The organism is Hymenobacter daeguensis (assembly GCF_054780555.1).
This window is the reverse complement of sequence record NZ_BAAGWC010000040.1, coordinates 19,023-32,689: the sequence shown is the minus strand read 5'-3', so window position 1 is coordinate 32,689 and position 13,667 is coordinate 19,023. Positions and strand designations below refer to the sequence as shown.

At 60.5% G+C, this 13,667-nt stretch carries 13 protein-coding genes; 1 reads left to right on the top strand and 12 read right to left on the bottom strand.

The features are described 5' to 3' along the window. Positions 1-255: 255 nt before the first annotated feature. The 11 genes from ACYVHT_RS22275 to ACYVHT_RS22225 all read right to left on the bottom strand — a co-directional run bounded on the left by ACYVHT_RS22275 (position 256) and on the right by ACYVHT_RS22225 (position 12,088). Complete coding sequence (locus ACYVHT_RS22275) at positions 256-765, bottom strand: hypothetical protein (RefSeq protein ID WP_460557418.1); 510 nt, start codon at positions 763-765, stop codon at positions 256-258. Positions 766-1,025: 260 nt separating this feature from the next. Next, a complete protein-coding gene (locus ACYVHT_RS22270) occupies positions 1,026-1,844 on the bottom strand; it encodes an SDR family oxidoreductase (RefSeq protein ID WP_460557416.1) in 819 nt (272 codons plus the stop codon). Between the two features lie 79 nt (positions 1,845-1,923). Then, on the bottom strand, positions 1,924-3,903 hold the full coding sequence (locus ACYVHT_RS22265; protein WP_460557414.1) for a DUF2075 domain-containing protein: 1,980 nt from the start codon (positions 3,901-3,903) through the stop codon (positions 1,924-1,926). A 62-nt stretch (positions 3,904-3,965) separates the two neighbouring features. Next, on the bottom strand, positions 3,966-4,862 hold the full coding sequence (locus tag ACYVHT_RS22260) for a prenyltransferase (protein ID WP_460557412.1): 897 nt from the start codon (positions 4,860-4,862) through the stop codon (positions 3,966-3,968). Positions 4,863-5,003: 141 nt separating this feature from the next. Beyond that, positions 5,004-5,591, bottom strand: coding sequence for a glutathione peroxidase (locus ACYVHT_RS22255; protein ID WP_460557410.1), 588 nt, complete (start codon positions 5,589-5,591; stop codon positions 5,004-5,006). Between the two features lie 146 nt (positions 5,592-5,737). After that, positions 5,738-7,783: a HelD family protein gene (locus ACYVHT_RS22250; RefSeq protein ID WP_460557408.1), complete on the bottom strand. Its 2,046-nt coding sequence runs from the start codon at positions 7,781-7,783 to the stop codon at positions 5,738-5,740. Positions 7,784-7,887: 104 nt separating this feature from the next. Next, positions 7,888-8,490, bottom strand: a complete 603-nt coding sequence (locus tag ACYVHT_RS22245; RefSeq protein ID WP_460557407.1) for an LOG family protein — start codon at positions 8,488-8,490, stop codon at positions 7,888-7,890. Positions 8,491-8,589: 99 nt separating this feature from the next. After that, a complete protein-coding gene (argS, locus tag ACYVHT_RS22240; protein ID WP_460557405.1) occupies positions 8,590-10,386 on the bottom strand; it encodes an arginine--tRNA ligase in 1,797 nt (598 codons plus the stop codon). Between the two features lie 336 nt (positions 10,387-10,722). Continuing rightward, positions 10,723-10,983, bottom strand: a complete 261-nt coding sequence (locus ACYVHT_RS22235; RefSeq protein ID WP_460557403.1) for a hypothetical protein — start codon at positions 10,981-10,983, stop codon at positions 10,723-10,725. Next, entirely contained in the window at positions 10,980-11,558 is a 579-nt protein-coding gene (locus ACYVHT_RS22230) for a hypothetical protein (protein ID WP_460557401.1), read from the bottom strand. Before ACYVHT_RS22230 ends, ACYVHT_RS22235 begins: the two co-directional genes overlap by 4 nt. Before the next feature lie 179 nt (positions 11,559-11,737). Further along, a complete protein-coding gene (locus ACYVHT_RS22225; protein ID WP_460557399.1) occupies positions 11,738-12,088 on the bottom strand; it encodes a VOC family protein in 351 nt (116 codons plus the stop codon). Positions 12,089-12,156: 68 nt separating this feature from the next. Here ACYVHT_RS22225 and ACYVHT_RS22220 point away from each other — a divergent pair, with 68 nt between their 5' ends. Then, positions 12,157-12,546, top strand: a complete 390-nt coding sequence (locus ACYVHT_RS22220) for a hypothetical protein (protein WP_460557397.1) — start codon at positions 12,157-12,159, stop codon at positions 12,544-12,546. Here ACYVHT_RS22220 and ACYVHT_RS22215 read toward each other — a convergent pair. Next, complete coding sequence (locus ACYVHT_RS22215) at positions 12,476-13,450, bottom strand: arginase (protein ID WP_460557395.1); 975 nt, start codon at positions 13,448-13,450, stop codon at positions 12,476-12,478. The genes ACYVHT_RS22220 and ACYVHT_RS22215 overlap by 71 nt on opposite strands. Positions 13,451-13,667: the final 217 nt, after the last annotated feature.

The window sequence follows — 13,667 nt, the reverse complement described above, 5'->3', positions numbered from 1 at the left end:
TCCGGAGGGCGAGGCCCGCCCGCCCCGCGAACCGCGCCCCGAAGGCGAAGCCCGCGAGCCCCGCGCCGAGGGAGAGCGCCGGCGCAGTCGCGGCGGCCGCAACCGCAAGCGTGGGCCAAAGCCGGAGGGCTCTGGTACCCCTGGCGCACCCGCGGTTCCAACGGCGGAGTAAAACTGAGCAAACACCAAATTACCCCCAAAGCTCAACTGGCTTCGTGCCGTGAGTTTTGGGGGTAACTGTTTAAATCCAGGGCATTACCAGCGTAGCGAGTTCTTGCATTGCGCACACAGGAACAGCTGCTCAGCGTCTACTGTGGCCACTTTCCCTTGTGCGTCGTTCATCAGACAGGCCGGGGCATTGGCGGTGCAGTGCGGCAGATGCAGCATGTGTCCTACTTCGTGCAGGCTCACTTTGACGAGCCGGTCGTTACGGCCACGCAGCCGAAACGTAGAGGCTACGCACTGGCTGCCCCCAATTTTATTGGCCAGGCCCATCACGCCCCAATGCGGCTTTTGCGGCGGCTCTTCAATCTCAATATCGTCAACGGTAAGGGCCAGTGTTTTGACCTGAGCATCATCGATGTTGGCAATGTGGCTGGCCAGAAAAGCAAGTATTGCGCGGGCGCGGTAGCGCTGCCGCACCGGGCACTGGGCCGTAACCGGCACTGTGCTGGCGGGCAGAACCACCACCGGCACCTTGTATAGCTCCAGAATGGCTTTTTCGACCTGGCGCGCCTGGGCCGGCTTGATGCCGGTGAAGGGCACTACACATAGCTGATGCCGTCGGGTAGCACACTTGATGCTCAATACGTTACCCGCTAACATACTTACGCCTAAAAACAAAGCCCAACCAAGACGCATAACAGCCGAAAACGCGAAGGCGTAAACTTACTGCCCCTGGCGCTTGGGCGAGCCTCGCGGCCGCTAGCTGCTTATCAAACAGCAGCGGCATTACCTTTCCAGGTACAAAAAAAGCAGCTCTCACAAGCTGCTTTTCTATCGTGTCTTCAGCCTGAAGCCAAAGGCTACAATCCGAAATTTTCCTTAATCATGGCGGCAAAATCGGCTTCGCTCATTTGGGATTTCGCGCCGAGAATTCCTTTGGCATCATCGCCGGCGATGTAGCGAAGCTGGGAGGTGCCATCGGTGGCGGCGGTGTAGATGACTTCGGCAATTTGCTCTGCTGTGGAACCACCGCCGCTTCGCTCACCAAAGGCAGCTATTACGCGGCGCAGCTGGCCGGCGTAAGGGTCGGCTTCGTCGGCTGGGTCGGTGGTCATTTTGAGGGAGCGGGTAGCAAAATCGGTGGCTACGCCGCCGGGCGCTACTACTTTCACCTGAATGCCGAACGGCGCCAGCTCGTACCACAGCGACTCAGAGAAGCCGTCGAGGCCAAACTTGGTGGCGTGATAGAGCGAGTTCATCGGGAAAGCCGTGCGGCCACCCACCGAGGTGATGTTGATGATGACACCCGACTTCTGCTCGCGTAGCAGCGGCAGCGCCGCCCGCGTCACAGCAAATACGCCGAAGACGTTAGTGGCAAACTGGTCCTGAATCTGGGCATCGGTGGCTTTCTCGAATGGCCCCACTAGGCCGTAGCCAGCATTGTTGATGAGGACATCAAGGCTACCAAAGTCCTGGTGAGCTTGCTGAATGGCACGCGGAGCGGCGGCCGCATCGGTTACGTCGAGGGCGTAGACGCGCACGTTGGGCAGGTCGGCGAAGGTGGCATCGGCGGGGTTGCGCATGGTGGCGGCCACCTGCCAGCCGTGTTGAGCAAAGAGGCGCACGGCCGCCGCGCCAATGCCAGTGGAAGTGCCGGTGATGAAAACAGTTTTGGGCATGAGTAGGAAAGTTGAGGTTGCTCCCCTTCTGACGCATGAGCCGTCGAATTACTTTCCTGTCTGCGCAGGTCCGGCTTGCCTATTCAAGCTCCGGAATCCCAATTGCGCGGAAAAATTGGTATACTTCCTTGTAAAATTCCGGCAGTCGGGTCACGTCGTCGGCACTGCCTTCGGGGATGAACAGGACCATGCCCTGGCGGGCGCGGGTGAGCAGTACGCGGTAGGCATTGAGCAGGTAGCGGCGGCTGTCGGCGGCATTGCATTGCTGCCATCGTGTGCCCTTGAACTTGCGGAACTGCCATTGGCCCCGATGCAGCCAAAAATCGGCATCCCACGCCACTCCCACCCAATCCAACTCCAAGCCCTGAATGTCAAACTCGGTGGCCACATCCTCCAGGTAGTACGAGGACCGAACGTCGGTGCGGTCGTTGAGAAACCAGACCGGCGCATCAATCTTATCCTTAATATTCAACCCCAATGGCTTGAGCCGGTGCGCGCCCGACGAAGCCACCAGGCCGTAGCGCTCCGAGCCGCGGGCTTGTTGCCGCAGCCAGGTTTTGGCCGTTTCCAGCCGGCGCGTGAGACGAATAGGGTACACGGCCTGCAAATGCGTTTCGTACAGCTGCCGCGCCTGGGCCAGGTCGGCATCCAGCACGGCTTGCACGAAGGCCGCCAACTGCTCGGCCCGGAAGGAGCGCACCGATACGGCCAGGTGCAGCGCCGCCAGTGGTTCGGCGTGCAAGGCATCCAGCCGGGTCACGGCGACCTGGTCGGCCAGATAGTTCCGGTCGTCCCGAATCCGGTTCGAATAGTAGATTTTCCACGCTGCAAAACGGGTTTCAAAGGCCCGTAGCCATTCTTCCAATCCCGCTTCGCCGGTATTGATTTCCTGGCCGCCGCCAATCAGACACACCACCGTGCACCAATCAGGATGGCGGTCCATTACCTCCACCAGAAACTCAGGCTCCGACATGTTGAAATCGGCCTGCCCGCGCTTCTGTTGCATAAACTTACTGGCCTGCTGGGCCGACCACGCCCGCTGTGCCTCATCAAATACTGTCACCTTCTCAATGGGCGGGCCGAGGTGGCGCAAGGCTTCGTCGCGGAAATGATGAATGTTCTGAATGAAGGACCGCACTTCCGAAACAGCCTGCTTCTTGTCGAGCCGGCGGCCGTGGTGCCGGGCGTCCTTCACCTTGTCGCGGGCGAGGGCTTCGCGCAACACGTCCACCAGCGGGCCATTGCCCGAGAGGAATACGGCGTGCTCCTGCTCGTCGGCTTGGGTGCGCTCGTTGGCAATGTTGAGGCCAGCCAGGGTTTTGCCAGCGCCCGGCACCCCAGTCACAAAACAGATAGCCTTGTGTCCCTGCTCTTTGGCCTGCTCAATAATCCCGGCTATGCAGGCCCCCGTCACCGATAAATTGGCGGCGCCGGCATCGGAGCGGGTGATATCGGCCACCTGATGGCCTTTGTAAAGCGCCTGAGCGGCTTCAATTATGGTGGGTGTGGGCTGGTAGCCAGCGGCCAGCCATGCGGCGGCGCTCAGCGACGGGCCCGTGGCGGCAGCGGTGCCGAGGCGCAGGCAGGCAGCAATGGTGGTGGCATTGGCCCGCAACGGCTGGTATAGTCCATCGCTGAATGGCTGTAATGCCAATGTATGAGTAGCAGCCTGCGTGGCTACCAGCACCGGCAGAATACGGGCGTGGTGGCTGCCGGCATGGAAGTTTTTGAGGTCGAGCGCATAGTCCAGCACTTGGTCTTGCGCGGCGGCGTCATAGCTCGTGCTGCCCACTTTGAATTCGAGCACAAACACGGCGTCCGCCAACAGCACCACCACATCGGCCCGCTTGCCCATGCGCGGAATAGCGGCTTCAAACAGCACGTGGCCACCCGGAAAATCGAGCAGCTCGCGTTTCAAAATCCGAATCTGCTGCTGCCAGGCACCTTTTTGTAGCTCCTCAAGCGCGTGGGTGTGAGCCAGCGCCAACTCGCCAATTATTCGGTTTTCGTCGTGAGCCAGAAAATCTGCGATGGACGCATGGTAATAGGCACGCTGCATGGTAGGCATTGGGGAAAGTTCAGGGGAAAGCCAGCAGAACAGCTGCTATGCCCGCTAAACTACTACCCCAGCACCTGCCCCACCCCAAACAGCACCGTAAACACCAGCGTGCTCAGCGCCATTTGCTTCAGCAGCGGGTCGAGCTGCATCGACTCCTGCCGCTGCCACACCTGAATGGCGTTGAAGAGAAACAGCGGAGCCGCCAGCGCATACAGCCACTGCCACGGCGAATGGTAGGTAAGGGCCACAAACACCGTGGCGCAGCCCAGCCCGATGAGCAGCAGCAGCCAGTGGTAGCGCCGCGCATGCAGCGGCCCCAGCCGCACCGGAATGGTGATTTTGCCCGCCAGCACATCGGATTTGATGTCGCGGATGTTGTTCACGTTCAGCACGGCGGTGGCGAAGCAGCCCAGCGCGGCGGCCGGCAGCAGCACCTGCAGCGGCAGGCTGCGGGCTTGCAAAAAATAGGTGCCGCACACGCCCACTACCCCAAAAAACAGGAACACCGAAATATCGCCCAGCCCGGCGTAGCCGTACGGGTTAGACCCCGCCGTGTAGTTCACCGCCGCCCAGATGGCCGCCAGGCCCAGCGCTACAAACCCCAGAAACAGGCCCAGCCCGGCCGTGCCCAGCGCCACCCACAGCAGGGCCAGCCCGCTGGCCAGCGCCAGCAGCCCGCAAATCCACATGCCGCGCTTCATCTGGGCGGGCGTGATGGCGCCGCTCTGCACGGCGCGCTGCGGGCCTTCGCGGTGCACGCTGTCGGCGCCGTTCTGCGAGTCGCCGTAGTCGTTGGCCAGGTTGCTCAGGATTTGGAGCAGGATGGTGGTGAGGGCGGCCAGGCCCACCACGAGGCCGTTGAACTGGCCGTTGGCTTTGGCGAGAAAACCGCCCGTGAGAATGCTGGCCAGGGCCAGCGGCAGGGTGCGGGGGCGGAAAGCGGAAATCCAGGGAGACATTTTTTTGAGCAAAAAAGAACGTCATGCTGAGCTTGTCGAAGCATCTCTACCGCTTCGTTGCAACGGCTGAATTAGTTGCGCGGCAGAGATGCTTCGACAAGCTCAGCATGACGTTCTGAATAATTCAGAAAACAGCAGAAACTACTTCGTGATATCGGCCACCAGCTCGGGGCTCAGGGGCGTCACCTTCGAGTTATAGAACTTCACGACGTGGCCTTTCTCATCCACCAGATACTTGCAGAAGTTCCAGCTTGGGGCCTCGCCCACCGCGCCGTTTTTGCTTTTGTCCGACAGGTATTTGTAGAGCGGCGCGGCATCGTCGCCCTTCACCGATACGGTTTCGAAAAGCGGAAACGTCACGCCGTAGTTCTTCTCGCAGAACGAAGCCACTTCCGAGTTCGAGGCCAGCTCCTGCTTGAAGCTGTTCGAGGGGAAGCCCAGCACCACCACTTTGTTGCCGTATTTCTTCGACAGCTCCTCCAGCTCCTTGTACTGCGGGGTGAAGCCGCACTTCGAGGCGGTGTTCACGATGAGGAGCTTTTTGCCTTTGTACTGGCTCAGCTTCACGTCCTTGCCATCGATGGATTTCACGGTGAAATCGTACACGGAAGCGGGCGCGGCGGCGGTTTCGGCGGGGTTGGTCATGGCAGGGGCAGCGGCCGGCTTGGCGGCGATGAACGTAACGGCGGTGGCAGCGGTGGCCAGCGTGAGCAGCAGGAAATTTTTCATGGGATGAAGGTAAGGGTTGCGCAGTTGCGTGCGTAACCATACGAAGGTGAATAGGGTTTCGGACCGGAGGCCGTAGCGCGGACTTTGTAGTTCGCGCCCCCGCACCGTTCGGGTATCGTTCCAAGGCGCGGACTACAAAGTCCGCGCTACTCCGTTAAAAACCCCGTCAGCTCCCCCGCATACGTCAGCGTGAGGCGGTGCATGGCGCGGGTGCAGGCCACGTAGAGCATGCTCTTGTCCACCGCCGTCCGGTAGTTGCGGGCCGAAACGAAGGGCACGACGACCTCATCAAATTCCAGTCCCTTCGCCAGGTGTGCCGTGGTGAGCATAACGCCTTCCTTGAAATGCGTGGACTCCTCCGTGAGCAGCTGCACGCCCTGGCCATCCAGCGCCTGCTGCACCTGCTCCGCCTGCCGGGGCGTTTTGCAGATGATGCCCATCGAGTTGCTGCCCGCGCTTTTGAAAGTTGCCACCAGCTGCCTGAGCGTTTCCAGCTCCTCGGCGGGGCCGTTGCAGCGCACCAGGGCCGGCTCCTGCCCGTGCCGTTCCAGCGGCATGATGTCGGGGTTGGGCGTGATGCGCTGGGCGAAATTCGTAATCTCGATGGTGGAGCGGTAGCTGCGGTTCAGCCGGACGATGTCGGCCTGCGGGAAGACGCGCTCAATGGTTTCGGCCGACGACGCGCTGTAGGGGTTAACCGTCTGGCTAACATCGCCGAGGATGGTTTTGCGGCAACTGAACACCCGCGACAGCACGGCGTACTGCACCGGCGTGTAGTCCTGCATCTCGTCCACGAGCAGGTGCTTCACGTGGTCGTAGGCCGAGATGCCTTCCAGGCGAATGCGCAGGTAAATCAGGGCGAACACGTCGGCATATTCCAGCGTCTGGCCGTGTTCGTAGCGGAACAGCTCGGGCCGGCCCAGCCAGCGGTAGAAGTCGCGGTAGAAATCCAGCACGTTGTTGAAGCGGAACATGCGCGTGAGGGCCTCGCCTATCGTGCTTTTCTCCCCGTTGGTCAGCTTGCGGTCGGCGGCGGTGCGCACGAAGGCGCGCACGTCGTCGGCCACCAGCGGGAAGCGCCTGAGCAGCGGCACCCGGTGGTAGGTCTTGAACTTCTGCGTCAGCAAGGCGCTGGGCACCACCGTGCGGCCCACCCGCAGCTCGCTCGCGCTGAAGTAGTTGTTTTCGACGTGCAGCAGGTATTTATTCAGCTGGCTGAGAAATTCGAACGAGGACTTGAACCGGATGCGCTCGATAAACGCCGGCTGGTGGTGCTCCAGCAGCGCCGATACCTGCTCGAAAAAGGTCTGGAACGGGTACTGGTTGCCGAGCAAATCGGCCGCCAGCTCCTCCATCACGGTTTCCGGAATGTGCTCCTCGCCCAGCTCGGGCAGCACGTTCGAGATGTAGTCGGCGAAGACCTTGTTGGGCGAGAGAATGAGAATATCCTTCGCCCCGATGCTGTCGCGGAAACGGTAGAGCAAAAAGGCGATGCGGTGCAGGGCAATGGAGGTTTTGCCCGAGCCGGCCACGCCCTGAATCACCATCACCGAGGCCTCCTCGTTGCGAATCACCGCGTTCTGGTCGCGCTGAATGGTGGCCACGATGTTCTTCATCTTGTCGTCCGAGGACTTGGCCAGCTCGCGCTGCAGCACCTCGTCGTGGATGTTCACGCCGTTTTCAATCAGAAACTCCAGCCGCCCGTCCTGAATCTTGTACTGCCGCTTCAGGTCGATGCGGCCCTGAATGGGGCCGGACGGCGTGTTGTACGAGGCTTCGCCCAGCTCGTAGTCGTAAAACATGGACGAGATGGGCGCCCGCCAGTCGTAGATAAGGCCGCGCCGCTGCCGCTCATCCACGAAGGAATGCACGCCGATGTACACCGGCGTGGTCACGTTGTTGCGGGTTGTGAAGTCAATACGGCCGAAGTAGGGCGACTGCATCAGCTTAATAAGCTTGCGCTTGCGGGCCACGGCGCCGGCGCCGGTGTAGGCCATGCGGTCGATGGACTGGCCGGCGGCCACCATGTCGGCATCGTCCATGCCCGACTGGTTTTCGTGGATGTACTCCTTTTTCTCCCGCAGCTCATTGGAAAACTGCCGCACGGAGTCGTCCACGCGCCGCACCGCCAGCGCCAGTTGCTCCTTGATTACTTCGAGGTGTTCCCGCTCTTCTTGTTCGGTTGCGTTCATCGGGGATTGGTTTGTAGGGGCGGGGCCTGCCCCCGCCCGGACGTTCGCGCCACATCAACGATTTCGTTCAACGACGGGCGGGGGCAGGCCCCGCCCCTACTCGTTTACGTAGTCGGCGGCGTCAGCCACTTTTCCAATTGCACCGGCTGGTAGGCAGCCATCTGCTTCAACAACTCCTCCGGATTAGCCGATTGCAGGAGTTGGTCGCGGTTTTCGGGGCGCAGCAGCTGGTCGTCGCGCATGCGGTCGAGGGCTTGCAGCAGCAGGTCGTAGTAGCCGTCCACGTTGAGCAGGGCCACGGGCTTGTGGTGCAGGCCAAGCTGGCCCCAGGTCAGCACCTCAAACAGCTCTTCAAGCGTGCCGTAGCCGCCGGGCATGGCAATGAAGCCATCGGCGCGGTCGGCCATCAGGAGCTTGCGCTCGTGCATGGACTTTACGACGTGCAATTCCGTGCAGCCTTTGTGAGCCAGCTCCTTGGCATCCAAAAAATCGGGAATCACGCCCACTACCTGGCCGCCCCGCGCCAGCACGGCATCGGCAATGGTGCCCATGAGGCCCACGCGCCCGCCGCCGTACACCAGCGTGAGGCCCTGGGCCACCATGGCCGCGCCGAGGGCCTGTGCCTGCGCAATGTAGTTCGGGTTGGTTCCGGCGCTGGAACCACAGTACACGGCAATGGATTTCATCATGTCGTAGGAACGCGCCATGGCGCGTTCAATCGTTGAACGGTAATGGGCAATGAATCTCGGGGCACGAACATTTGCGCCACCCAAACGGCGCATGTAGGCACGCGCCATGGCGCGTGCCTACATGCGCTCGGGCACCTGCATGCCCAGCAGCTTCAGCGACTGCTTAATCTGCTCTCCCACCCGCGCCGACAGCGCCACCCGCAGGCTGCGTTTGGCCACGTCGGTTTCCTGGAAAATCGAGACTTCGGCGTAGAAGCGGTTGTAGGCTTTGGCCAGGTCATACGCGTACTGCGCGATGACAGCCGGCGAGAGGTTGCGGGCGGCTTCGGCCACTACCGCGGCGTAGCGGGCCAGTTCCTGCACCAGCTCGCGCTCGGTGCCTTCGAGGCTCGAAATCCGGCTCCAGTCGGCCTGCTCCTCAATGCCCAGCTCGGCGGCTTTGCGGCGAATGGCGGCAATGCGGGCGTGCGAATATTGGATGAACGGGCCGGTGTGGCCTTCGAGGCTCACCGACTCTTCGGGGTTGAAGAGCATGCGCTTCTTGGGGTCCACCTTCAGCAGGTAGTATTTGAGCGCGCCCAGGCCCAGCATGTGGTAGAGCTCATCCAGTTCCTCATCGCTGAGGCCTTCGGTTTTGCCTTTTTCGAGGGTAGCGGCTTTGGCGGCGGCCACCACGTCGCGCACCAGCTCGTCGGCATCCACCACGGTGCCTTCGCGCGATTTCATTTTGCCGGAGGGCAGGTCCACCATGCCGTAGCTGAGGTGGTGGATGGCGGCGGCGTAGGGCTTGCCCAGCTTCTGAAGCGTGGCCTGCAGCACCTGCATGTGGTAGTTCTGCTCGTCGGCGATGACGTAGATGCTGCTGTCGTAGCCGAAATCCTGGTATTTCAGCTCGGCCGTGCCCAGGTCCTGAGTGATGTAGACGCTGGTGCCGTCGGCGCGGAGCAGGAGCTTTTCATCGAGGCCCTCGGCCTGCAAATCGACCCACACCGAGCCGTTTTCCTTCTTGAAGAACACGCCTTTTTCAAGGCCTTCCTCTACCCGCTCCTTGCCCAGCAGGTAGGTTTCGGACTCGTAGTAGTACTGGTCGAAATCGACGCCGATGTTCTTGTAAGTCTCGTCAAAGCCTTCATACACCCAGCCGTTCATCTGGCTCCAGAGGGCTTTTACTTCCGGGTCGCCGGCTTCCCAGGCCTGCAGCATCTGCTGGGCCTCGGTCATGAGCGGAGCTTGCTTTTTGGCGATGTCGTTGGCCACGCCTTCGGCTTCGAGCTGCTTGATTTCCTCGCGGTAGTGCTTCTCAAACAGCACGTAGTACTTGCCGGCGAGGTGGTCGCCCTTCATCCCGGCCTGCTCGGGGGTTTCGCCGTGGCCGAAGTGCTGGTAGGCAATCATCGACTTGCAGATGTGGATGCCGCGGTCGTTCACCAGGTTGGCTTTGGTGACGGTGGCGCCGGTGGCTTTCAGAATCTCGGCCACCGAGTAGCCCAGGAAGTTGTTGCGCAGGTGGCCCAGGTGCAGGGGCTTGTTGGTGTTGGGCGAGGAGTATTCGACCACCACGTTTTGCGGGCCGCCGTCGGTGCCCACGGGCGCGGTGGCGGGCTGGGCGCGCAGCTGCTCAAACACGGCCAGCCACTCGGCATCGGCGATTCCGAGGTTCAGGAAGCCTTTCACCACATTGTAGCCGCTCACGCGGGGCTCGTGGGCTTTCAGCCACTCGCCCAGGGCCTGGCCGATTTGCTCGGGGCCTTTGCCCAGCGCCTTGGTGAGCGCAAACGTGACGAGGGTGAAGCTGCCGGCAAACTCCTTGCGCGTGGGCTGGAGCGTGAGGCTGGCGGCGGGGATTTCAACGCCAAAAACGGCCTGAGCGGCGGTTTGCAGGGCGGTTTTGAGGGAGGATTCTAACTGTTGCACGGGGCAAAGGTACGGGCCGTTGCATGTAGCGCGAACTTTGCAGTTCGCGTCCCCGCACCGTTCGAACAACTCGCTCCGCCACGCGAACTACAAAGTTCGCGCTACTGCCCTGCCGGTCGAGCACCCCACCGAAACTTGCCGCAACGTAAAGCCCCGTCAGTGGCTGGCGGGACTTTTGTAGAGTGCTGCTGAAGTTTACGAAACTCATGCTCGGAGAGCGTTTCTTAAACTTTGATTAGTAGACGAGTTTCTTAAACTCGCCTACCTGTTAAGGTCTGTTTCTGCCCCTTATATATTCAGGCAGCGCTTTTGATTAGTAGTTTACTGAAAAGAGCGTTATAAGTTATTGCTGCCGCCGCTGGCGATAAACACTAAAAAATACCGGCATGCTTCCTCCTCGGTGCGAAAGGTGCGCACGTTCTTCTTCTGCCCGCGTTCGCTATAATAGACCTGCCACCCCTCGTTGGTGCGGTTTAGCGTCACCGTATCACCAAGCAGTCCCCCGTTGAGGTACCAGCCGCGGTAGCCCCCAGCCACGAGTTCTTTCTCCAAAGCAGCTATGTCCATGTGATTTCGGTTCACAAAAAGGGTGGTCATTCGTAGTCGAAGGTGTCCCGTAGTTCACCCAGCAGGGCGGCATTGTGCCCGTACACCCCGCGCAAGAAGTCGTAAAGCTGCCGGTGTTCCCCGGCCTGCAACAGCCGTTGCAAGGCCTCCAAGGCCGCGATGGATTCGCCTTCGGGGGCCGCGTAGCGCACGTAGCCGACCAGTTCCGCTTCGAGCAATCGGGCCACCGGCGCCTCCCACCGCTGGACGACGTTGTAGACGAGGTTCATCATCCAGATGCCGTCGTGGGGGTCGGTCGCGAACACTTGGCGCAGGGCCGGCACGGCCGCGGCGCCCATGGCCGCCAAGGCCTGTGCTGCACCGGGCGCGGCGGACCAACACAGGTCCTGCAAGTGCACCAGCAAGGGCGCCGCGTACGGCACCAGCCGGTCCACGGGCAGGTGCCGCAGGAGCTGGCCCGCCGGCCAGCTCTTCACGTACCCGCCGGAGGTCAACTCCGCGAGGTGGGCGTCGGACAGAGCGCCAAAAACCCGCAGGGCTTCTTGTTCTTGCTCCGCCGTGACCGCATGGACCAACGAATCGAGTAGGTGCGCAAGGGGTTTCATGGTGCAACCTAACCGTTTTCGTAATGCCGTTTAGGTAAACGGTAGAATTTCTAGCCTACTAATTTTTCACAAGTTAGTCTGCTTAACGAAACAACACCCACAAAAAGGCCCCGCCAGCTACTGGCGGGGCTTGCCGTTTCTGCAGCGACTCAAGCGGCGGGCTTGCCGGCCGGACCGCCCTACGCCTCGCCGCAAACGCTCAGCTCATTGCCGTTCGGGTCGGTGAAATGGAACCGCCGGCCGCCCGGATAGGCAAAGATGGGCTTGCTGATGATGCCCCCAGCCGCTTCCACTGCCGCTTGCGATTCTTCCAGCGCATCGCCCCACAGTACCACCAGGGGGCTGCTGGGCGGCACGCTTTCGGCGCGGTAAAAGCCACCCGAGAGCTGCCCATCCTCAAAGGCGATGTAATCGGGGCCGTAGTCCTCGAATGACCACCCGAATGCCTGGGCGTAGAACTGTTTAGTCGCGGCCAGGTCAGTGGCCGGAAACTCCACGTAGAAGACAGAATTATTGATTGGTTTGCTCATTTCGCAGAATAGGTGTGTGAGGTGATTAGATAAAGGTTCTACTGTTTACAGACTTAAATTAGCGCCTGATGAACGGTTTAAATAACGTGCGACGGTGGATTGAGGCTGGCAAGCAAGTAGGCAAACATATCGTTGTCGAAAAGAATGGCGAAAATCATTGGCTAACCGCCGGGATTCAGAAATGGGATGGCATTTATAAGCTGTACATATCTGAAATAGAGGAGAGCCTGATACCAGGCGAGGAATATTTAGTCGATGAAATAAACGACGTCCAACATTTCGAAGAGCTTGCGCCGCTAATGGCAGCTAAGACGCTGATTAAGCTGGAGGAACTGACGCCATTAAAAGGCAATAAGGCATTCCACCCTCCTTTTGACGCTTATTCAATTACCGACTCATCACCTCCTCCAGCCGCAGCCGGCGCTCAATCGCCTCCGTCGCCTTCTCCAGAATGTTGAAGGCATTCTTTGCCATCGAGTTGCCGTTGTCCAGCGTGGGGTTGATTTCAACCATTTCGAAGCACACCACCCGGTCGTTTTCCAGCAGGTCCTGGCAGAGGTTTTCGGCTTCTGACAAATACAGCCCGTCCTCCACGGGCGTGCCCGTGCCGATGCTGAAGCTCGAATCGAGGCTGTCGACATCAAAGGAAATGTAGACCAGGTCGCAGTAGCGCAGGTGCTCGTAAATCTCGCGGGTGAGCCGGCGCGAGCCTTTGGCCTTGATTTCGGGCAGCTTTATCCACTTGATGCCCAGCTCGGCGATGAGGGCCTCCTCCTCCTCCTCGGTGTCGCGCACCACCACGTACACTAGGTGCTCGGGCTTGAGCTTGGGGCCGGGCTCGGCCAGGTTTTGCAGGCGACGCCAGAAGAAGATGGTTTCCGCGTCGGGCACGTTGCGCTGGTGCTTCAGGTTATCCACGCCCAGCGAGGCGGCCAGGGGCATGCCGTGCACGTTGCCGCTGGGCGTGGTGTAGGGCGAGTGGATGTCGGCGTGGGCGTCAATCCAAATCACGCCCAGCGTTTTGGTGGGGTAGGCGGCCTTGATGCCGGCAATGGTGGCGTTGGCCGAGCTGTGGTCGCCGGCCAGCACCAGCGGAAACTCGCCGAAGCGCAGCGTCTGCTCCACGGCCTGGGCAATGCCCTTCTGCACGGTGTAGATGGCGTCGATGTGCTTGGCGAACGGGAACGGGGTTTTATCAAACAGCACGTGGTTCAAATCGGGCAGCGTCACGGTATTGAACCGGCGGAAATAGTCGGAGCCTTTGTTGAGGCAGGCCACGCGCAGGGCGTCGATGCCCATGCCGGAGCCCCGGGTGCCGGCCCCGAGTTCGGAGCGGACTTCCAGTAATTTGATGCGTTTCATCGGAGGGTGGGAATTTGGGATAGCAGAATGGCGGCATCGCTTTTTGAATGAAGAATGAGGAATGAGGAATGAAGAATTAATAGAGGCGCGCCACCAGGATAGCAACTGCTACAAATTCTTCATTCCTCATTCTTCATTCTTTCATTAATTAAAACGCTGCCTTGCGGCAGGAGAATCTGCCGTAGCCAAGTCGCTAATATTCCATCGTCACGATGCG

Coding starts and splice junctions, on each gene's coding strand:
- ACYVHT_RS22270 (WP_460557416.1), bottom strand. CDS start 1,844: ATGCCCAAAACTGTTTTCATCACCGGCACTTCCACTGGCATTGGCGCG.
- ACYVHT_RS22265 (WP_460557414.1), bottom strand. CDS start 3,903: ATGCAGCGTGCCTATTACCATGCGTCCATCGCAGATTTTCTGGCTCAC.
- ACYVHT_RS22260 (WP_460557412.1), bottom strand. CDS start 4,862: ATGTCTCCCTGGATTTCCGCTTTCCGCCCCCGCACCCTGCCGCTGGCC.
- ACYVHT_RS22255 (WP_460557410.1), bottom strand. CDS start 5,591: ATGAAAAATTTCCTGCTGCTCACGCTGGCCACCGCTGCCACCGCCGTT.
- ACYVHT_RS22250 (WP_460557408.1), bottom strand. CDS start 7,783: ATGAACGCAACCGAACAAGAAGAGCGGGAACACCTCGAAGTAATCAAG.
- ACYVHT_RS22245 (WP_460557407.1), bottom strand. CDS start 8,490: ATGGCGCGTTCCTACGACATGATGAAATCCATTGCCGTGTACTGTGGT.
- ACYVHT_RS22235 (WP_460557403.1), bottom strand. CDS start 10,983: ATGACCACCCTTTTTGTGAACCGAAATCACATGGACATAGCTGCTTTG.
- ACYVHT_RS22230 (WP_460557401.1), bottom strand. CDS start 11,558: ATGAAACCCCTTGCGCACCTACTCGATTCGTTGGTCCATGCGGTCACG.
- ACYVHT_RS22225 (WP_460557399.1), bottom strand. CDS start 12,088: ATGAGCAAACCAATCAATAATTCTGTCTTCTACGTGGAGTTTCCGGCC.
- ACYVHT_RS22220 (WP_460557397.1), top strand. CDS start 12,157: ATGAACGGTTTAAATAACGTGCGACGGTGGATTGAGGCTGGCAAGCAA.
- ACYVHT_RS22215 (WP_460557395.1), bottom strand. CDS start 13,450: ATGAAACGCATCAAATTACTGGAAGTCCGCTCCGAACTCGGGGCCGGC.